The organism is Streptomyces sp. TRD_SC_5, assembly GCF_056836825.1.
The window spans coordinates 5,065,744-5,084,646 of the sequence record NZ_JBWZZS010000001.1 but is presented as its reverse complement, the minus strand read 5'-3'; the positions used below and the strand labels follow the sequence as shown (position 1 = coordinate 5,084,646).

Genomic DNA, 18,903 nt, shown 5'->3' with positions numbered 1-18,903 from the left:
ATCGTCGTCGCCAATGACGAACCCGCACTGCATCCTTCGATGTAGCGGCGGCTCACCCCACGCGGGGAGGACGAGCCGGTCCATGCCGTGTTGGATGGTGGAGTGACCCGGTTCCCCCGCCTGCGCCCCCACCACGACGACGTACTCATCGCGGTGACCGGCCTGCTCGGCGGTGCCCTGCTGTGGGGCCTCGGGCTGCACACCACCGCCATGCGCGAACTCATGCCGCCGTGGGTGACCCTCGTACCGCTCGCCGTGATGGCGTTCCTGGAGCTGCTGCGCAGGTCGTGTCCCAGGGCGGCCCTGCTCATCGGCACGGCCGCCCTCGTCGCGGACCAGTTCACCTTCGGCAACCTGGCCACCGTCATCATGTTCACGGACCTGATGTACGCCGCCGTGGTGTACGGAACCCCGGGCGCGGCCCGCCGTATCCCGGTCATCACGGGGCTCATCACCGTCGCCATGACGATCGGCGCCCTGGCCTGGCTCCGTCAGCCGGAAGCGCTGCTCATCGGTGTCGTCACCGGGCTCGTCTCCTTCGCGCCCGCGCTCACCGGCGCCACCCTCCGCAACCACCGCCAGGCCGCCGAGGCCGCCCGGCTGCGCGCCGAGCAGACCGCGCTGCTGGCCGAGATGGACCGCAGCCAGGCCGTCGCGGCCGAGCGTTCCCGGATGGCGCGCGAGCTGCACGACATGGTCGCCAACCACCTCTCCGCCATCGCCATCCACTCCACGGCCGCGCTGTCCATCAACGAGCCCAAGGCATCGACGGACGCGCTCACCGTCATCCGCGAGAACAGCGTCCAGGGCCTGTCGGAGATGCGCAGGCTCATCGGTCTGCTCCGCGACACCAGCGGCGACCAGGAACCGGCCGTCGCCCCGGCGCTCGACGGGCTCGACGCGCTCGTCGCCCAGGTCCGTACGGTCGGCGCCGACAGCGGACTCGTCTTCGTCCTCGACGACGGCCGCGCACCGGGCGGCCGGCTTCCGGCGCCGGTCGAGATGGCCGCGTACCGGATCGTCCAGGAGTCCCTCACCAACGCGCTCAAGCACGCTTCCCCCGGCCCGGTCAGGGTGACGCTCGCGCACACCGACCACACGCTGACCGTGGGCGTGACCAGCCCGTACGGCGAACGGCCAGGCCCACGCGCGCCCGGTTCCGGCGCGGGTCTGGTGGGGATGCGGGAGCGCGTGACGCTGCTCGACGGGGCGCTGGAGGCGGGCCCGGCCACCGCGGCGGACGGCACGAAGATCTGGCAGGTACGGGCGCAACTGCCCGCGGAGGACGATACGGAGCTGTCCGCATGACGATTCGCGTACTGGTCGCGGAGGACCAGTCGGCCGTACGGGCGGGCCTGGTGCTCATCCTGAACAGTGCCCCGGACGTGGAGGTCGTCGGGGAGGCCGGGGACGGCGAGGCGGCGGTCGCCATGGCGCGCGAACTGCGGCCGGATCTGGTGCTGATGGACGTACAGATGCCGCGTCTGGACGGGGTCTCGGCGACCCGGCAGGTGGTGGCGGAGCAGCTCGCCGACGTCCTGATGCTGACGACCTTCGATCTCGACGAGTACGTCTTCGGGGCGCTGCGCGCGGGGGCGGCCGGCTTCCTGCTGAAGAACACCGACGCGAAGGACCTGATCGAGGCGGTACGGACGGTGGCGCGCGGCGAGGGCCTGATCGCGCCCGCCGTCACCCGCCGGCTGATCGCGGAGTTCGCCTCGCCCGCGCCCGTACGGTCCGCGAACGCGCCCGGCGCCGAGGCCCTGGATTCGCTGACCCGGCGCGAGCGCGAGGTGCTGTCGTGTCTCGGGGAGGGACTGTCGAACGCGGAGATCGCCCGGCGCCTGACCATGGCCGAGGCCACGGTGAAGACCCATGTGAGCCGCCTGCTGGGGAAGCTGGAGCTGCGCAGCCGGGTGCAGGCGGCCGTGCTCGCTCAGGAGTTGGGGATCTGACGGCTCGGTGGCCTGCGGATGACGCCCCCACAGACTCCTCTGGTCCAGACCTCTTGACGATTGGTCCAGACCTTCCTACGCTCACCGCACCGCAGTGGTGAGCGTGTCATGTCAAGAAGTGCTCGCCAGGCGGCGCAGGTCCTATCCCCGTTCACCGCCGGACCTCTCTCTTGGGAGCACCCTTGAGTACAACCACCCCCCTACGCACCCGCTTCAGAACCAGAGCGGCAGCCGGTCTCACCGCGTTGATCGTTCCCCTCGCCGCCATGGTCGGCCTGGCCTCCCCCGCACAGGCCGCCGCCTCGGCGACCGCCTCGTACACCAAGGTCTCCGACTGGGGCAACGGCTTCGAGGGCAAGTGGACGGTGAAGAACACCGGCACCACCACCCTCAGCACCTGGACCGTGGAGTGGGACTTCCCGTCCGGTACGGCCGTCACCTCCGCCTGGGACGCCGACGTCACCAACTCGGGCAACCACTGGACCGCCAAGAACAAGAGCTGGGGCGGCAACCTGGCCCCCGGCGCCAGTGTGTCCTTCGGCTTCAACGGCACCGGCGCCGGCTCCCCCAGCGGCTGCAAGCTCAACGGCGGGTCCTGCGACGGCGGTTCCGTGCCGGGCGACACCCCGCCGACCGCGCCCGGCACCCCCTCCGCGAGCACCATCACCGACACGTCGGTGAAGCTCTCGTGGGCCGCGGCCACCGACGACAAGGGCGTCAAGAACTACGACGTGCTCCGCGACGGCGCCAAGGTCGTCACGGTGACCACTACGTCGTACACGGACAGCGGCCTCAGCGCCGGTACGGACTACTCGTACTCGGTCCAGGCCCGTGACACCGGCGACCAGACGGGGCCGGTCAGCGGCGCCCGCGCGGTCAAGACCACTGGCGGCGGCACCGACCCGGGCCCCGGCCCGGGCGACCAGGTCAAGCTGGGGTACTTCACCGAGTGGGGCATCTACGGACGCAACTACCACGTGAAGAACCTGGACACCTCGGGCTCCGCCGGCAAGATCACGCACATCAACTACTCGTTCGGCAACGTCCAGGGTGGCAAGTGCACCATGGGCGACAGCTTCGCCGCGATAGACAAGGCGTACACCGCCGACCAGAGCGTCGACGGCAAGGCCGACACCTGGGACCAGCCGCTGCGCGGCAACTTCAACCAGCTGCGCAAGCTCAAGGCGAAGTACCCGAACATCAAGGTGCTGTGGTCGTTCGGCGGCTGGACCTGGTCCGGCGGCTTCACGGAGGCCGTCAAGAACCCGGCCGCGTTCGCCGACTCCTGCTACAAGCTGGTGGAGGACCCGCGCTGGGCCGACGTCTTCGACGGCATCGACCTGGACTGGGAGTACCCCAACGCCTGCGGTCTGTCCTGCGACACCAGCGGCCCGGCCGCGTTCAAGAACATGATGCAGGCGATGCGCGGCAAGTTCGGTACGAACAACCTGGTCACCGCCGCCATCACGGCCGACGCCTCGGCCGGCGGCAAGATCGACGCCACCGACTACGCCGGAGCGGCCGCGTACTCCGACTGGTACAACGTGATGACGTACGACTTCTTCGGCGCCTGGGCGGCCAAGGGCCCGACGGCCCCGCACTCCCCGCTGACCTCGTACCCCGGCATCCCGCAGGCCGGCTTCAACTCGGCCGAAGCCATCGCCAAGCTCAAGGCGAAGGGCGTCCCGGCGAAGAAGCTGCTGCTCGGCATCGGCTTCTACGGGCGCGGCTGGACGGGCGTGACGCAGAAGGAGCCGGGCGGCACCGCGACCGGCGCGGCAGCCGGTACGTACGAGTCCGGCATCGAGGACTACAAGGTCCTCAAGACCAAGTGCCCCGCCAATGGGACCGTCGCGGGAACGGCTTATGCCCACTGCGGCTCCGACTGGTGGAGCTACGACACCCCGGCCACCATCGGTTCCAAGATGAGCTGGGCGAAGGGGCAGGGCCTGGGAGGCGCGTTCTTCTGGGAGTTCAGCGGTGACACCGCCAATGGCGAGCTGGTGACCGCGATCAACAACGGTCTGAAGTAGAAAAGGATCAGCAGCACAAAGGCTTGAAACAATCGGGGGGACGGGTCAGTGACCCGTCCCCCCGACTACGTTCTGGGCGTCTACGCCACATTGACGCGCTGGCCGGGAGGCGCGGCCTCCAGCCAGGCGAGGAAACCGGTGAGAGCGTCCTCGCTCATCGCCAGTTCCAGCCGCGTACCGCGGTGCGAGCAGCCGAGGATGCAGTGGTCGGACAGCAGCGCCAGCTCCTCCTCGCCCTCGGGGACGCGGCGGGAGAGCACCTCGATCGCCGAGCGCTCGAGGACGCGGCGGGGGCGGGGGGCGTACGAGAAGACGCGGAACCAGTCGATGCGGTCGCCGCTGTAGCGGGCGACGCCGTACACCCATCCCTTGCCCGAGCGGTCGGGCTCCTCGGGGATGTTCCAGCGCAGGCTGCAGTCGAAGGTACCGCCGGAGCGCTGGATCAGCCGCCGGCGCAGCCCGAAGACGAACAGTCCCACCAGTACCAGCGCGACTACCGAGCCGCTCACGAGCAGAGCGAGGAACATCTCCACCGACCTCCTCGCGTCATCTCATCCAGTACCGGCAACAAAACACAAGTTCCAGCTGTATCGCCTCAGCCGCGACCCGCCCTGGAGTATCCAGTACGGACCGCGGCTGAGGTCAAATTCGTTGTCGCGGGACTCAGTGTCCCGCAACCGCGCTCAGTCGGACGGCGGCGCGGCGCTCGGCGGCGGCATCCGCCTCCGACTTCGCCCGCTCCAGCGCCCGCTCGGCGCGCGCGGGGTCGATCTCGTCCGCCAGCTCGGCGATCTCCGCGAGCAGAGACAGCTTGTTGTCGGCGAAAGAGATGAACCCGCCGTGCACCGCGGCGACGACAGTGCCGCCGTCGCTCGTACGAATGGTCACCGGGCCCGATTCCAGCACGCCAAGGAGCGGCTGGTGACCGGGCATGACGCCGATGTCGCCGGACGTGGTCCGCGCGACGACCAGGGAGGCCTCGCCGGACCAGACGTTACGGTCCGCCGCGACCAGCTCGACGTGCAGCTCAGCAGCCAAGGTGGCTCCTCGGGTCACCACCCGGCGGTTGTGCCGGGTGTTGGGTCAATTCTAGGGGGCGTACGGAGAGGGGCGGGACGTACCCGCCCCTCTCCCACGAGTCACGTGAGTCACTTCGGCCCACGCGGCTCACTTCGTTCAGGAGACGCCGAGCTCCTTGGCGTTGGCCTTGAGGTCCTCAATGCCACCGCACATGAAGAACGCCTGCTCGGGGAAGTGGTCGTAGTCGCCGTCGCAGATCGCGTTGAACGCGGCGATCGACTCGTCGAGCGGAACGTCCGAACCGTCCAGGCCGGTGAACTGCTTGGCGGCGTGGGTGTTCTGCGACAGGAAGCGCTCGACGCGACGGGCACGGTGGACAACAAGCTTGTCCTCCTCGCCCAGCTCGTCGATACCGAGGATCGCGATGATGTCCTGGAGGTCCTTGTACTTCTGCAGGATTCCCTTGACGCGGCTGGCCGCGTCGTAGTGGTCCTGCGTGATGTAGCGCGGGTCCAGGATGCGGGACGTCGAGTCCAGCGGGTCGACCGCCGGGTAGATGCCCTTCTCCGAGATCGGACGCGACAGAACGGTCGTCGCGTCCAGGTGGGCGAAGGTGGTCGCCGGCGCCGGGTCGGTCAGGTCGTCCGCGGGGACGTAGATCGCCTGCATCGAGGTGATCGAGTGACCACGCGTCGAGGTGATGCGCTCCTGGAGCACACCCATCTCGTCAGCCAGGGTCGGCTGGTAACCCACTGCGGACGGCATACGGCCGAGCAGCGTGGAGACCTCGGAACCGGCCTGGGTGAAGCGGAAGATGTTGTCGATGAAGAGCAGCACGTCCTGCTTCTGCACATCGCGGAAGTACTCCGCCATGGTCAGGGCGGACAGGGCGACGCGAAGACGCGTGCCCGGCGGCTCGTCCATCTGGCCGAAGACCAGCGCGGTCTTGTCCAGAACGCCCGACTCGGTCATCTCGTCGATGAGGTCGTTGCCCTCACGGGTGCGCTCACCGACACCGGCGAACACGGAAACGCCCTCGTGCAGCTTCGCCACACGCATGATCATTTCCTGGATGAGGACCGTCTTGCCGACGCCCGCACCACCGAACAGACCGATCTTTCCACCCTTGACGTACGGGGTGAGAAGGTCGACGACCTTCAGGCCGGTCTCGAACATCTCGGTCTTGGACTCGAGCTGGTCGAAGGCCGGAGCCTTGCGGTGGATCGGCCAGCGCTCAGTGATCTGAGCCTCGGCGTCCGGGTCGTTCAGGATCTGGCCAAGGGTGTTGAAGACCTTGCCCTTGGTGATGTCACCGACCGGCACCATGATGCCCGCGCCCGTGTTGGTCACCGGCGCCTGGCGGACCAGACCGTCGGTGGGCTGCATCGAGATCGCGCGGACGACGCCCTCACCGAGGTGCTGGGCGACCTCGAGGGTGAGCAGCTTGCGCGCACCCTCCTCGGCCGGGTCGTCGACCGTGACGTGCAGTGCGTTGTAGATCTCCGGCATCGCGTCGACGGGGAACTCCACGTCGACGACCGGGCCGATGACCCGGGCGACGCGGCCCGTGGCGGCGGCCGTCTCAACAGTGGTCGTCATTACTTGTCACTCCCCGCGGTCGCGTCGGCCAGAGCGCTGGCGCCACCGACGATCTCGCTGATTTCCTGGGTGATTTCGGCCTGGCGGGCCGCGTTGGCAAGCCGGGAGAGGCTCTTGATGAGATCCCCGGCGTTGTCGGTCGCCGACTTCATCGCACGACGGCGGGCGGCGTGCTCGGAAGCGGCGGCCTGCAGCAGTGCGTTGTAGATACGGCTCTCGACGTAGCGCGGCAGAAGGGCGTCGAGGACGTCCTCCGCCGACGGCTCGAAGTCGAACAGCGGAAGGATCTCGCCCTTCGTGCCGTTCTTCTCCGCGCCCGCGGCGGCAGCCGCTGATGTCACTGCGTCGAGCGAGAGCGGCAGCATCCGGTTCTCGACCGGGTTCTGCGTCATCATCGACACGAATTCCGTGAAGACGATGTGCAGCTCGTCCACGCCGCCCTCGGCCGTCTCCGTCTGGATGGCCTCGATCAGCGGTGCGGCCACCTTCTTGGCGTCCGCGTAGGTCGGGCTGTCGGTGAAGCCGGTCCACACTTCCGCGACCTTGCGCTCGCGGAAGTTGTAGTAAGCGACACCCTTGCGGCCGACGATGTACGTGTCGACCTCCTTGCCCTCACCGCTGAGCCGCTCACGGAGCCGCTCCGCCGCCTTGATGGCGTTGGAGGAGTAGCCGCCGGCCAGACCGCGGTCGCTCGTGACGAGCAGAACCGCGGCGCGGGTCGGCGCCTCGACCTCGGTGGTCAGGGCGTGCTTGGTGGTGGAGCCGGTCGCCACCGCGGTCACCGCACGGGTGAGCTCGGTCGCGTACGGCATCGACGCCGCCACCCTGCGCTGCGCCTTGACGATGCGCGAGGCGGCGATCATCTCCATCGCCTTGGTGATCTTCTTGGTCGCGGTGACGGCTTGGATGCGACGCTTGTAGACCCGGAGCTGCGCTCCCATGAGTCAGGTCCCTTCCGTCGTCACTTGGAGACGTTGACGGCCGGCGCGTCCTCGCCCAGGAGCTTGCCGTCCGAGGTCTCGAACTGCTGCTTGAACGCCTTGATGGCGTCGGCGACGGACTGGAGCGTGTCGTCCGACATCTTGCCGCCCTCGGCGATCGAGGTGAGGAGGTCCTTGCGCTCGCGGCGCAGGTACTCCAGCAGCTCGGACTCGAAGCGGCGGATGTCCTCGACCGGTACGTCGTCCATCTTGCCGGTGGTGCCGGCCCAGACGGAGACAACCTGCTCCTCGACCGGGACCGGGGCGTACTGCGGCTGCTTCAGCAGCTCGACCATGCGCTTACCGCGCTCCAGCGACGCCTTGGAGGCCGCGTCCAGGTCGGAACCGAAGGCGGCGAATGCCTCCAGCTCACGGTACTGGGCGAGGTCCACGCGCAGTCGGCCGGAAACCTGCTTCATGGCCTTGTGCTGGGCGGAGCCACCGACACGCGAGACCGAGATACCGACGTTCAGCGCCGGGCGCTGGCCCGCGTTGAACAGGTCGGACTCCAGGAAGCACTGGCCGTCGGTGATGGAGATGACGTTGGTCGGGATGAACGCCGAGACGTCGTTCGCGCGGGTCTCGACGATCGGCAGACCGGTCATCGAACCGGCACCCATGTCGTCCGAGAGCTTCGCGCAGCGCTCGAGCAGACGCGAGTGCAGGTAGAAGACGTCGCCCGGGTAGGCCTCGCGGCCCGGCGGACGGCGCAGCAGCAGCGACACGGAGCGGTAGGCGTCGGCCTGCTTCGACAGGTCGTCGAAGATGATCAGGACGTGCTTGCCGGCGTACATCCAGTGCTGGCCGATGGCCGAACCGGTGTACGGGGCGAGGTACTTGAAGCCGGCCGGGTCGGAAGCCGGGGCGGCGACGATCGTCGTGTACTCGAGCGCGCCCGCCTCCTCCAGCGCACCGCGAACGGACGCGATGGTGGAGCCCTTCTGGCCGATGGCGACGTAGATGCAGCGCACCTGCTTGTTCACGTCGCCCGAGCGCCAGTTGTCGCGCTGGTTGATGATCGTGTCGACGGCCAGAGCGGTCTTGCCGGTCTGACGGTCACCAATGATCAGCTGACGCTGGCCACGGCCGATCGGCACCATCGCGTCGACGGCCTTGTAGCCGGTCTGCATCGGCTCGTGGACCGACTTGCGGACCATGACACCGGGGGCCTGCAGCTCGAGGGCGCGGCGGCTGTCGGTCGCGATCTCGCCGAGACCGTCGATCGGGTTGCCGAGCGGGTCGACGACGCGGCCGAGGTAACCCTCGCCGACGCCGACGGAGAGGACCTCACCGGTGCGCTGCACCGGCTGTCCCTCCTCGATACCGCTGAACTCGCCGAGGACGACGACACCGATCTCGCGCTCCTCAAGGTTGAGGGCGAGACCGAGGGTGCCGTCCTCGAACTTCAGCAGCTCGTTCGCCATGGCCGAGGGAAGACCCTCGACCTTCGCGATGCCGTCGCCGGCAACGCTTACCGTTCCGACCTCCTCGCGCGAGGCCGCGTCCGGCTGGTACGACTGGACAAAGTTCTCCAGCGCGTCCCGGATCTCCTCCGGCCGGATCGTGAGCTCCGCCATCTGGGTTCCCTGCTCTCCTTGTTGGGCCCGAAGTTCTTGGGGGTCTGGGGGCCGTCCCCCAGGAATCTTCTGCAATCTCTGCACGGCCCAACCGGGCCGCTAGTGATACGTGTTCAGTTGGTGGCTGGGTCAGCCGGCCATGCGGCGGGTCGCCTCTTCGAGACGGTCCGCGATGGTCCCGTTGATGACCTCGTCACCGACCTGTACCTCAATCCCGCCGAGGACCTCGGGGTCCACTTCGAGGTTCAGGTGCATCTGGCGCCCGTACAGCTTCGCCAGTGCGGCGCCGAGGCGCTGCTTCTGCTGGTCGGTGAGCGGCACCGCCGTGGTGACGACGGCGACCATGCGGTCCCGGCGCGCCGCGGCGAGCTTGGACAGGGACTCGAGTCCCGCCTCCAGGCTACGTCCACGCGGCTGAGCCACGAGACGCACCACCAGACGCTCGGTGACCGGCTGGGCCTTTCCGCCGAGCAGGCTGCGCAGCAGCTCGCTCTTGGCGGAGACCGAGGCCGCCTTGTCGGTCAGCGCGGCCCGCAGCCCGGTGTCGGACGCGACGATCCGGCCGAACCGGAACACCTCGTCCTCCACGTCGTCGAGCGCGCCGGCCTGCTGCGCCGCGGTGAGGTCGGCGGTGTCCGCCAGCTCCTCGATCGCGTCGACCAAGTCACGCGACCGCGACCAGCGGCTGCGGACCATGCCGGAAACCAGGTCGGCGGCGTCGCCACCCACCTGACCGCTCAGCAGTCGCGCGGCCAGCTGGGCCTTCGCCTCACCGGCCTGCGCCGGGTCGGTCAGGACCCGACGCAGCGACACCTCGCGGTCGAGCAGCGCGGTGACGGCGGCCAGCTCGCCCGCGAGCTTCGCCGCGTCGACCGACGTGTTGTCGGTCAGCGCGTCGAGACGCTCGCGTGCGCCGGCCAGTGCCTCGCGGCTCGCTCCGTTCATCGGGCGGCCTCGGCCTTCTCCTCGAGCTCGCTGAGGAAACGGTCGATCGTGCGGCTCTGCCGGGCGTGGTCCTCGAGGGACTCGCCGACGAGCTTGCCGGCCAGGTCGGTGGCGAGCTTGCCGACGTCCTGGCGCAGCGACAGTGCGGCCTGCTTGCGGTCCGCCTCGATCTGGGCGTGGCCTGCGGCGATGATTTCCTCGCGCTGGCGCTGACCCTCTGCCCGAAGTTCTTCCTTCAGGACAGTGCCCTGTTCCAGCGCCTCCTGGCGCAGGCGGGCGGCCTCGTGGCGGGCCTCGGCGAGCTGAGCCTTGTACTGCTCAAGCACGCTCTGGGCCTCGGTCTGAGCTGCATCGGCCTTCTCGATGCCTCCCTCGATCGCCTCACGACGCTCGTCCAGGACCTTGTTGATGGCCGGGAGGAGCTTCTTGGCGAGGAAGAAGAAGACGACGGCGAAGGCGATGAGCCCGACGACGAACTCTGGACCGGGCGGGACGAGAGGATTCTGCTCCTCGGTCGCCGCCAATACCAGCGCGTTCACATCAGTGCCTTTCGTCGAAAAGATCTACGGAGGTGAAGATCACTTGCCGTAGACGAACGGCATGACGATGCCGATCAGGGCGAGCGCCTCACAGAAGGCGAAGCCGAGGATCTGGTTGGCACGGATCAGGCCGGCAGCCTCGGGCTGGCGGGCCAGGGCCTGGGTGCCGTTACCGAAGATGATGCCGACGCCGACGCCGGGGCCGATGGCGGCGAGGCCGTAACCGATGGAGCCGAGGGAGCCGGTGACGGCAGCAAGGGTCTCAGTGGCAGCCATGCTGATTCTTCCTTCTCTGTACGGACCGGTGGGGGTTGGCCACCGGACGATGGGGGTTGTACGGGCAGGCGCTGGTCAGTGGTGCTTGGCGAGCGCGCCCTGGATGTAGGTGCAGGCCAGGAGCACGAAGACGTACGCCTGCACAAGCTGCACGAAGAGCTCGAAGACGATCATGACGACGGTCATGACGATCGAGACACCGGCGGCCGGGATCATCCAGCCGTTCAGCAGGTACCAGCTGGCGACGGTGAACATCACCAGCAGGAGGTGACCGGCGAACATGTTCGCGAACAGTCGGACCATGTGCGTGAACGGCCGGACAAGCACGTTCGAGAAGAACTCGATGACCATGACGAGCGGCAGCACCGGGCCGAGCGACTTGTCGTAGCCGGTGACATTCTTCAGTCCGCCGACGAAACCGTGCGTGCGGAATGTCAGCGACATCCAGAGCACGTAGACGATGACCGCAAGTGCTGCCGGGAAGGCGATGACCGAGCTCACCGGGAACTGCATGAGCGGGATGACCGACCAGATGTTCATGATCCAGATGAAGAAGAACAGCGACACCATCAGTGGCACGTACTTCTCACCGTCCCTCTTGCCGAGGGTCTCGTAGACGATGCCGCGGCGTACGAAGTCGTAGCCCGCCTCGCCGATCATCTGAAGCTTGCCCGGCACGAGCTTGGGCTTGCTGAACGCCGCCCAGAAGAAGCCGACGACCAGGACGGTCGAAATCAGCGCCAGAAGCATCGGCTTGTTGAACTCGTAGCCACCGACGGTGAACATCGGCTTGAAGAGAAAGGAGTGCAGGCCCGGGGCCGGGAATCCACAGCCGTTGTCGGCGAGGATGCGGCAGCTCCAATCGAAGGCGAGCGTCGTCTTTTCAGCACTCACCGCGGGCTCCTTCAGCGTGGCGCATAGGTACGGCAACCTCGTTGTGTCGGCGCGGCAAGCGGCCGCGGTTCGGCACTGGACTGGTGTAACGGATGTGGGGGCGGCTGTCAGGCATTGAGCCTCGCGATGGAACAGGCGTCAGCTCGGATGCCCGCGCCCGCAGTGCCGCAGTTGGCACCGGACGATAGCAGGATCTCGAACGCGCCTTTATACCGGCCCTACCCTTCACGACGAGGACCCCGGGTTTCCGGGCTTCTTCGCCTCGGAGGATTCCGGTTCGACGTAAAGAATCTTGGCCTTCATGTGCGCACGCGCCTGAGCGGCAATCCACACAAGGGTCGTCGCGACCAATGTGATGGCAAACGCCTTGGGGTTGAACAGGGTGGTGTCCTTGAACAGCGCCACGAAGATGAACAGCAGCAGCAACTGGGCGGTGTAGAGCATCAGCCCCATCGCCTGGAAAAGGTGCGGCAGCGACTTCGCGGTCCGCTGGAGTACGACCAGTCCCACCCCCATGAAGAGGATCACAACCAGCGTCGCGACGACGGCTCCGAGCGCTCCCTCGCCGCCCGCGACCACAGCGCTGACAGCGGCGGCAATCGCGCCGGCGGCAGCGGTGGGTACGGCGGTCTGGAGGAGACTCCGGACGTCGTTGGACGGCATGGCGGCAGCTCCGCTTTCCTGGTGGGGGCAGTAGGTGTCGTCATGGACGAGCGTAAGCCGGGACCGAGGGGGTGCCTCACGTCCAAAGGGCCTTCGCACTACGGCCCTTCGGCTCTGTCGCCGGGTCTCGTGAACGGTATCACAAACTATTTGATGAGGTCTTTACCAAGAGGTGTGCTGGCTGTCACACATGAGAGTGACGCCGCCCGTCTGTGCACGACAACCCGGCCCTTTGTCTGGTATTAGGGGCCGACGCGGCAAATCGTCAGCGAGGCGTCCCGGCCTTGTGTCGCTCGGGGAAGCGCGAACGGGGCCCGATGGCGGTCGCCCCGTTGACGCCCGCGGGTACGGGCGTGCGCTCCTGCGGCTCCTCGGCCGCCTCGTCACCCTCAGCAGCCTCACCGGCCTCGTCCGTGCCGCCCCCGTCGGCGAAGGCCCTGCTGCTCCTGCGGTAGCGCGGCGGGAGGAAGGACTCCGCCCAGCGCGGGGCACGTGGCGTGAAGCGCGGCAGGAGCAGGAGCACCAGGCCGACCGCGCTGAGCGCGACGATGCCGAGCACGATCCACATGCTCGCCGAGTGCACCGAGTACGCGACCGCACCGAAGGCGATCAGGGCCGACCAGAAGTACATGATCAGCACGGCCCGGCTGTGCGAGTGGCCGATCTCCAGCAGGCGGTGGTGCAGGTGCCCCCGGTCCGCCGCGAACGGCGACTTGCCCTGCCAGGTACGCCGCACGATCGCCAGCAGCAGGTCCGCGACCGGGATCGCGATGATCGTCAGCGGCAGCAGCAACGGGATGAAGACCGGCAGCATCGCGTGCGTGACCTCACGCGTGCTGGCGCCCGGGAAGAGCTTCATCGCGTCCGGGTCCACCTGGCCGGTGACCGAGATCGCGCCGGCCGCCAGGACCAGGCCGATCAGCATCGACCCGGAGTCGCCCATGAAGATCCTGGCCGGGTGCATGTTGTGCGGCAGGAAGCCCACGCACATACCCATCAGGATCGCGGCGAAGAGGGTGGCGGGCGCGGCTTCCTCGATGCCGTACCCGTACCAGATCCGGTACGCGTACATGAAGAACGCCGCCGAGGCGATGCAGACCATGCCCGCGGCCAGGCCGTCGAGGCCGTCCACGAAGTTCACCGCGTTGATGGTGATCACGACGAGCGCGACGGTGAGGAGATTGCCCTGCCAGGCGGTCACCGAGACCGGGCCGATGCCGGGCACCGGGAGCCACAGGATCGTCAGGCCCTGCGCGACCATCACACCGGCGGCGATGAACTGGCCGCCCAGCTTGATCAGCGCGTCGATCTCGAACTTGTCGTCCAGTACGCCGATGAGCCAGATCACCGCGGCGCCCGACAGCAGCGCGCGCGGCTCGTTCGACAGCTCGAAGACACTGCTGAGGTTCTGCAGGTGGTCCGCGACCAGCAGCCCGGCGCACAGACCGCCGAACATCGCGATGCCACCGAGCCGCGGTGTCGGCTCCCGGTGCACGTCGCGGGCACGGATCTCCGGCATCGCGCCGGTCGCGATGGCGAACTTCCGCACCGGTCCGGTCAGCAGGTAGGTCACCGCCGCCGTGACACAGAGCGTCAGCAGATATTCACGCACGGGCTGCCCCACAGGTATCGACGGCCATCTCAGCCCCACACCCTAGCTTCGCGACCACATGCTCCAGGACATTCGGGTATCCGTTGATGGTTGCACGACTCGTTCTCAGACGGGGTACGGAGGGAAATTCCCGGCCAGATCGCGGACCTCGGCCGCCACCTTCCCGCCCTCGCCCCGCAAGGCCAGTGAGAGAAGTCCCGCGATGCGGGCCATCTCGGGCTCGCGCATCCCCTGGGTGGTGACGGCCGCGGTGCCGAGGCGGATGCCGCGCTCGTCGCCGTACGGCAGGGCGCAGCAGTCCAGCACCAGGCCGGCTGCCGCGAACCGGGCCCGGGCCGTGCGGCCTTCCACGCCGAGGGGGGCCGGGTCCGCGGTGATCAGGTGGGTGTCCGTGCCACCGGTGGTGACGGCGAAGCCTTCCGCCGCCAGGCCCTCGGCGAGTGCGCGCGCGTTGGCGACGACCTGGTGGGTGTACGTCGAGAAGGCGGGCGTCGCCGCCTCGCCGAAAGCGACCGCCTTCGCGGCCACCGAGTGCATCTGGGCGCCGCCCTGCGTGAAGGGGAAGACGGCCCGGTCGATGCGCTCGGCGAGCTCCGCGCCGCACAGCAGCATGCCGCCGCGCGGGCCTCGCAGCACCTTGTGGGTGGTGGCGCAGACGACATCGGCGTAGGGGACGGGAGTGGGAGCCGCTCCCCCGGCGACCAGGCCGATGGGGTGCGCGGCGTCCGCGATGAGGTAGGAGCCGACCTCGTCGGCGATCTCGCGGAAGTACGCGTAGTCGGGGTGCCGGGGGTAGGCGATGGAGCCGACGACGATGGCCCTGGGGCGGTGCGTACGGGCGAGGAGGCGCACCTGCTCGTAGTCGATGAGACCGGATTCGTGGTCGACGCCGTAGCCGATGAAGTCGAACCAGCGGCCCGAGAAGTTGGCCGGGGAGCCGTGGGTGAGGTGCCCCCCGTACGGGAGACCCATGGCCAGGACCGTGTCCCCGGGGCGCAGCAGCGCGGCGTACGCGGCGAGGACGGCGGCGGAGCCGGAGTGCGGCTGGACGTTGGCGTGCTCGGCGCCGAAGAGGGTGGTCGCACGGTCGATGGCGATGCGCTCGGCGACGTCGACGAGCTCGCAGCCGCCGTGGTGGCGGGCGCCGGGGTAGCCCTCGGCGTACTTGTTGGCGAGCGGGGAGCCGAGGGCGGCCAGGACGGTCGGGGAGCAGAAGTTCTCGGCGGCGATCAGCTGGAGGCCGGTGGCCTCGCGGCCCATTTCGCCGAGGATGACGTCGGCGATCTCCGGGTCCTGGCGACGAAGCTCGTCGAAGCCGGCTCCGAGGACGGCGTGCTCCTGCTGAACGGGTGCGGCGGTGACAGGCATGGCTGGCTCCGGGCCTGGCGAAGGGGTGCGGCCCCTCCAATGTAGGACGGGCCGGGCCGCCGTGCCCGCCGTGCGAGACGTTCCTTTTTCCCCACCCCGCCCCTCAGGGGGTGCGGGCCGGGGTGCCCGTCAGGGCCGTGACCACCGGGTCCAGCGCCGTGTTGATCTCGTCGCCGATCGACCGGAAGAAGGTGATGGGGGCGCCGTACGGGTCGTACACCTCGTCGGCCTCCACGCTGGGGGCCAGCAGCCACCCGCGCAGCGCCGCCGCCGCCCGCACGAGCGCGCGTGCCCGCTCCACCACGCCCTCCTGCAGCGGGTCGGGCAGAGTGGCCGGGTCGATGGCCCGTACGAGCCGCGTGAACTCCTTGAGCGTGAAGGTGCGCAGGCCCGCCGAGTGGCCCATCGAGATGACCTGGGCGCGGTGGTCCCGGGTCGCGGTCAGGACCAGGTCCGCGCGGATGACGTGCTCGTCCAGCAGCTCCCGCCCGGTGAACCCCGCCGCGTCCGCGCCGAAGTCGGCGAGCACGGCGGCGGCGTTCGCCTCCATGGGCGCGCCTTCGTGCCCCCAGGTGCCCGCGCTCTCCACGACGAGGCCACGGGTCATCGGGTCGCCCAGGCGGTCGCTGAGGGCATGGCGGGTCAGCCGCTCGGTGATCGGCGAGCGGCAGACGTTGCCGGTGCTGACGTGGAGGATACGGAAGGTGTCGCTGGTGCTGCCTTCGGCTATGCCACGCCCGTCAAGGGCGGTCAACTGGCCACCTCGAGGTCGGGTACGACCTTGCGCAGCTCCTCGGCGGACAGCGCACCGGCTCGCAGCAGGACGGGGACCTTGCCCGTGACGTCGACGATCGACGACGGGACGATGCCGGGCGTCGGGCCGCCGTCGAGGTAGACGGACACCGAGTCGCCGAGCATTTCCTGAGCCGCGTCGCAGTCCTCCGGAGACGGGTGTCCCGTGAGGTTGGCGCTGGAGACGGCCATCGGGCCGAACTCGGTCAGAAGCTCGATCGCCACCGGGTGCAGCGGCATGCGGACGGCGACCGTGCCGCGCGTCTCGCCCAGGTCCCACTGGAGGGACGGCTGGTGGCGGGCGACCAGGGTCAGGGCTCCCGGCCAGAACGCGTCGACAAGTTCCCACGCCTGCTCGGAGAAGTCGGTGACCAGGCCGTGCAGGGTGTTCGGGGAGCCGATGAGGACGGGCGTGGGCATGTTGCGGCCCCGGCCCTTGGCCTCCAGGAGGTCGCCGACGGCCTCGGCGCTGAAGGCGTCGGCCCCGATGCCGTAGACGGTGTCGGTCGGCAGGACGACCAGCTCGCCACGACGGACGGCGGCCGCGGCTTCGCGCAGACCGGTCTTGCGGTCGGTCGCGTCGTTGCAGTCGTATCGCCGTGCCATTTAACGGGCCTCCTCGTGCGGGAACTGGTTTTTGCGGCCGGCGGTCACGGCATGGCCTTGCGGGCGGTCGCGAAGCGGGGCCGGTTGTTCAGGTCGGGGTGGTCGGCCGCGTCGGCCCAGCCACGCTCCTCGGTGAAGATCCACGGCACCTGGCCGCCCTGGGTGTCGGCGTGCTCGATGACGACGACGCCGCCGGGCCGCAGCAGCCGGTGGGCGGTGCGCTCGATGTGGCGGATCAGGTCGAGGCCGTCCTCGCCGGAAAAGAGAGCCATCTCCGGGTCGTGGTCACGGGCCTCGGGAGCGACGTACTCCCACTCGGTGAGCGGGATGTAGGGAGGGTTGGAGACGACCAGGTCGACCTGGCCGTCGAGCTCCGGGAGGGCGGTCCTGGCGTCGCCCTGGTGGATGGTGACGCGCGACCCCTCGGCGTTCTTGCGGGTCCACTTGATGGCGTCGTCGGACAGCTCCACGCCGTGCACGCGCGAGCGCGGCACCTCCTGCGCCATGGCGAGCGCGATGGCGCCCGAGCCGGTGCACAGGTCGACGATGAGCGGCTCGACGACGTCCATGGCGCGTACGGCGTCTATCGCCCAGCCCACGACCGATTCGGTCTCGGGGCGCGGGACGAAGACGCCGGGGCCCACCTGGAGCTCCAGGAAGCGGAAGAAGGCGCGTCCGGTGATGTGCTGCAGCGGTTCGCGGGCCTCGCGGCGCGCGACGGTCTCCCAGTAGCGCGCGTCGAAGTCGGCGTCCTTGACGTTGTGCAGCTCTCCCCGCTTGACGCCGTGCACGAACGCGGCGAGCTCCTCCGCGTCGAATCGCGGTGAGGGCACGCCGGCGTCGGCCAGCCGCTGGGTGGCCTGAGCCACCTCGGCGAGCAGCAGATTCATCCCGGTCCTCCGACTTGCAGGGGGCTTACTGGCGTTCCTGGCGTGCTTGGCGTTCTCGGCCTACTGGCTTTCCTGGGCCGCCGCGAGCTTGGCGGCGGAGTCGGCGTCGACGCAGGCCTGGATCACCGCGTCCAGTTCGCCGTCGAGTACCTGGTCCAAGTTGTACGCCTTGAAGCCCACGCGGTGGTCCGAGATCCGGTTTTCCGGGAAGTTGTACGTACGGATCTTCTCCGAGCGGTCAACCGTGCGGACCTGGCTGCGGCGTACGTCGGAGGCTTCCTGCTCGGCGGCTTCCTGAGCTGCGGCGAGCAGCCGCGAGCGCAGGATGCGCATGGCCTGCTCCTTGTTCTGGAGCTGGCTCTTCTCGTTCTGGCAGGAGGCGACGACGCCGGTCGGCAGGTGCGTGATGCGCACGGCGGAGTCGGTGGTGTTGACGGACTGGCCGCCGGGGCCCGACGAGCGGTAGACGTCGATACGGAGATCGTTCGCGTGAATCTCGACGTCGACCTCCTCCGCCTCGGGGGTGACCAGCACGCCCGCCGCGGAGGTGTGGATACGGCCCTGGGACTCGGTGGAGGGCACGCGCTGCACGCGGTGCACACCGCCCTCGTACTTCATCCGCGCCCAGACGCCCTGGCCGGGCTCGGTCGCGCCGTTGCCGCCCTTGGTCTTCACGGCGACCTGGACGTCCTTGTAGCCGCCCAGCTCGGACTCGGTGGCGTCGATGATCTCGGTCTTCCAGCCGATGCGCTCGGCGTACCGCAGGTACATCCGCAGCAGGTCGCCGGCGAACAGGGCCGACTCGTCGCCGCCCGCGCCCGCCTTGACCTCGAGGATGACGTCCTTGTCGTCGCTGGGGTCGCGCGGGACGAGGAGCAGCCGCAGCTTCTCGGTGAGCTCGTTCTGCTGCTTCTCCAGCAGCTTGAGCTCGGCGGCGAAGTCCGGGTCGTCGTGGGCGAATTCGCGCGCCGTGACGATGTCCTCGCCGGTCTGCTTCCAGGTCCGGTACGTCCCGATGATCGGGGTCAGTTCGGCGTAGCGCTTGTTCAGCTTCCGCGCGTTGGCCTGGTCCGCGTGGACCGAGGGGTCGGCCAGCTTCTTCTCGAGATCGGCGTGCTCGCCGATCAGATCCTCGACCGCCTCGAACATCTTCG

The 18,903-nt window shown here is 68.9% G+C and carries 19 protein-coding genes; 3 read left to right on the top strand and 16 right to left on the bottom strand.

Annotation, left to right across the window (positions count from 1 at the left end):
* The first annotated feature begins 102 nt into the window (after nucleotides 1-102).
* The 3 genes from AC1P0E_RS23510 (at nucleotide 103) to AC1P0E_RS23500 (ending at nucleotide 3,988) form a co-directional block, all read left to right on the top strand.
* Nucleotides 103-1,308 (top strand): sensor histidine kinase, encoded by a 1,206-nt coding sequence (locus tag AC1P0E_RS23510; protein WP_482744110.1) that lies wholly within the window; start codon nucleotides 103-105, stop codon nucleotides 1,306-1,308.
* A complete protein-coding gene (locus AC1P0E_RS23505) occupies nucleotides 1,305-1,955 on the top strand; it encodes a response regulator (protein ID WP_482744109.1) in 651 nt (216 codons plus the stop codon). The genes AC1P0E_RS23510 and AC1P0E_RS23505 overlap by 4 nt, the downstream gene beginning before the upstream one ends.
* Nucleotides 1,956-2,137: 182 nt before the next feature.
* On the top strand, nucleotides 2,138-3,988 hold the full coding sequence (locus AC1P0E_RS23500; protein ID WP_482744108.1) for a glycosyl hydrolase family 18 protein: 1,851 nt from the start codon (nucleotides 2,138-2,140) through the stop codon (nucleotides 3,986-3,988).
* 80 nt (nucleotides 3,989-4,068) lie between these two features.
* Here the strand turns inward: AC1P0E_RS23500 and AC1P0E_RS23495 are convergent, their stop codons facing one another.
* From AC1P0E_RS23495 to prfA, 16 genes are all read right to left on the bottom strand, one after another.
* Complete coding sequence (locus AC1P0E_RS23495; protein WP_482744107.1) at nucleotides 4,069-4,515, bottom strand: DUF2550 domain-containing protein; 447 nt, start codon at nucleotides 4,513-4,515, stop codon at nucleotides 4,069-4,071.
* Between the two features lie 136 nt (nucleotides 4,516-4,651).
* A complete protein-coding gene (locus AC1P0E_RS23490; RefSeq protein WP_214971974.1) occupies nucleotides 4,652-5,026 on the bottom strand; it encodes a F0F1 ATP synthase subunit epsilon in 375 nt (124 codons plus the stop codon).
* Between the two features lie 138 nt (nucleotides 5,027-5,164).
* Nucleotides 5,165-6,607, bottom strand: coding sequence for a F0F1 ATP synthase subunit beta (gene atpD, locus AC1P0E_RS23485; RefSeq protein ID WP_482744106.1), 1,443 nt, complete (start codon nucleotides 6,605-6,607; stop codon nucleotides 5,165-5,167).
* A complete protein-coding gene (locus tag AC1P0E_RS23480) occupies nucleotides 6,607-7,548 on the bottom strand; it encodes a F0F1 ATP synthase subunit gamma (protein WP_482744105.1) in 942 nt (313 codons plus the stop codon). Before AC1P0E_RS23480 ends, atpD begins: the two co-directional genes overlap by 1 nt.
* Nucleotides 7,549-7,568: 20 nt before the next feature.
* On the bottom strand, nucleotides 7,569-9,164 hold the full coding sequence (gene atpA / locus AC1P0E_RS23475) for a F0F1 ATP synthase subunit alpha (protein WP_482744104.1): 1,596 nt from the start codon (nucleotides 9,162-9,164) through the stop codon (nucleotides 7,569-7,571).
* A 129-nt stretch (nucleotides 9,165-9,293) separates the two neighbouring features.
* Nucleotides 9,294-10,109 (bottom strand): F0F1 ATP synthase subunit delta, encoded by an 816-nt coding sequence (locus tag AC1P0E_RS23470; protein ID WP_482744103.1) that lies wholly within the window; start codon nucleotides 10,107-10,109, stop codon nucleotides 9,294-9,296.
* The gene (locus AC1P0E_RS23465) at nucleotides 10,106-10,648 is read right to left on the bottom strand and encodes a F0F1 ATP synthase subunit B (RefSeq protein ID WP_482744102.1); all 543 of its coding nucleotides are present in this window, start codon (nucleotides 10,646-10,648) and stop codon (nucleotides 10,106-10,108) included. The genes AC1P0E_RS23470 and AC1P0E_RS23465 overlap by 4 nt, the downstream gene beginning before the upstream one ends.
* Before the next feature lie 39 nt (nucleotides 10,649-10,687).
* Nucleotides 10,688-10,924 (bottom strand): ATP synthase F0 subunit C, encoded by a 237-nt coding sequence (gene atpE / locus AC1P0E_RS23460; RefSeq protein ID WP_138906500.1) that lies wholly within the window; start codon nucleotides 10,922-10,924, stop codon nucleotides 10,688-10,690.
* A gap of 75 nt (nucleotides 10,925-10,999) precedes the next feature.
* Nucleotides 11,000-11,818, bottom strand: coding sequence for a F0F1 ATP synthase subunit A (gene atpB / locus AC1P0E_RS23455; RefSeq protein WP_387947856.1), 819 nt, complete (start codon nucleotides 11,816-11,818; stop codon nucleotides 11,000-11,002).
* A gap of 225 nt (nucleotides 11,819-12,043) precedes the next feature.
* A complete protein-coding gene (locus AC1P0E_RS23450) occupies nucleotides 12,044-12,481 on the bottom strand; it encodes a Cg1360 family ATP-synthase-associated protein (protein WP_482744101.1) in 438 nt (145 codons plus the stop codon).
* A gap of 265 nt (nucleotides 12,482-12,746) precedes the next feature.
* Nucleotides 12,747-14,093: an MraY family glycosyltransferase gene (locus AC1P0E_RS23445; protein WP_482744100.1), complete on the bottom strand. Its 1,347-nt coding sequence runs from the start codon at nucleotides 14,091-14,093 to the stop codon at nucleotides 12,747-12,749.
* Between the two features lie 105 nt (nucleotides 14,094-14,198).
* The gene (locus AC1P0E_RS23440) at nucleotides 14,199-15,461 is read right to left on the bottom strand and encodes a serine hydroxymethyltransferase (RefSeq protein ID WP_482744099.1); all 1,263 of its coding nucleotides are present in this window, start codon (nucleotides 15,459-15,461) and stop codon (nucleotides 14,199-14,201) included.
* Between the two features lie 103 nt (nucleotides 15,462-15,564).
* Complete coding sequence (locus tag AC1P0E_RS23435; protein WP_482744098.1) at nucleotides 15,565-16,215, bottom strand: arsenate reductase/protein-tyrosine-phosphatase family protein; 651 nt, start codon at nucleotides 16,213-16,215, stop codon at nucleotides 15,565-15,567.
* Nucleotides 16,212-16,859, bottom strand: coding sequence for an L-threonylcarbamoyladenylate synthase (locus AC1P0E_RS23430; RefSeq protein ID WP_482744097.1), 648 nt, complete (start codon nucleotides 16,857-16,859; stop codon nucleotides 16,212-16,214). Before AC1P0E_RS23430 ends, AC1P0E_RS23435 begins: the two co-directional genes overlap by 4 nt.
* A 44-nt stretch (nucleotides 16,860-16,903) precedes the next feature.
* Nucleotides 16,904-17,749: a peptide chain release factor N(5)-glutamine methyltransferase gene (gene prmC / locus AC1P0E_RS23425; RefSeq protein WP_482744096.1), complete on the bottom strand. Its 846-nt coding sequence runs from the start codon at nucleotides 17,747-17,749 to the stop codon at nucleotides 16,904-16,906.
* A gap of 60 nt (nucleotides 17,750-17,809) precedes the next feature.
* Nucleotides 17,810-18,898: a peptide chain release factor 1 gene (gene prfA, locus AC1P0E_RS23420; protein WP_482744095.1), complete on the bottom strand. Its 1,089-nt coding sequence runs from the start codon at nucleotides 18,896-18,898 to the stop codon at nucleotides 17,810-17,812.
* Nucleotides 18,899-18,903 lie beyond the last annotated feature (5 nt).

What these genes read in the sequence shown, in the direction of transcription:
- prmC (WP_482744096.1), bottom strand. Translation starts at nt 17,749, where the DNA reads ATGAATCTGCTGCTCGCCGAGGTGGCTCAGGCCACCCAGCGGCTGGCC.
- AC1P0E_RS23505 (WP_482744109.1), top strand. Translation starts at nt 1,305, where the DNA reads ATGACGATTCGCGTACTGGTCGCGGAGGACCAGTCGGCCGTACGGGCG.
- AC1P0E_RS23470 (WP_482744103.1), bottom strand. Translation starts at nt 10,109, where the DNA reads ATGAACGGAGCGAGCCGCGAGGCACTGGCCGGCGCACGCGAGCGTCTC.
- AC1P0E_RS23440 (WP_482744099.1), bottom strand. Translation starts at nt 15,461, where the DNA reads ATGCCTGTCACCGCCGCACCCGTTCAGCAGGAGCACGCCGTCCTCGGA.
- AC1P0E_RS23495 (WP_482744107.1), bottom strand. Translation starts at nt 4,515, where the DNA reads ATGTTCCTCGCTCTGCTCGTGAGCGGCTCGGTAGTCGCGCTGGTACTG.
- atpD (WP_482744106.1), bottom strand. Translation starts at nt 6,607, where the DNA reads ATGACGACCACTGTTGAGACGGCCGCCGCCACGGGCCGCGTCGCCCGG.
- atpE (WP_138906500.1), bottom strand. Translation starts at nt 10,924, where the DNA reads ATGGCTGCCACTGAGACCCTTGCTGCCGTCACCGGCTCCCTCGGCTCC.
- AC1P0E_RS23430 (WP_482744097.1), bottom strand. Translation starts at nt 16,859, where the DNA reads ATGGCACGGCGATACGACTGCAACGACGCGACCGACCGCAAGACCGGT.
- atpA (WP_482744104.1), bottom strand. Translation starts at nt 9,164, where the DNA reads ATGGCGGAGCTCACGATCCGGCCGGAGGAGATCCGGGACGCGCTGGAG.
- AC1P0E_RS23480 (WP_482744105.1), bottom strand. Translation starts at nt 7,548, where the DNA reads ATGGGAGCGCAGCTCCGGGTCTACAAGCGTCGCATCCAAGCCGTCACC.
- AC1P0E_RS23450 (WP_482744101.1), bottom strand. Translation starts at nt 12,481, where the DNA reads ATGCCGTCCAACGACGTCCGGAGTCTCCTCCAGACCGCCGTACCCACC.
- prfA (WP_482744095.1), bottom strand. Translation starts at nt 18,898, where the DNA reads ATGTTCGAGGCGGTCGAGGATCTGATCGGCGAGCACGCCGATCTCGAG.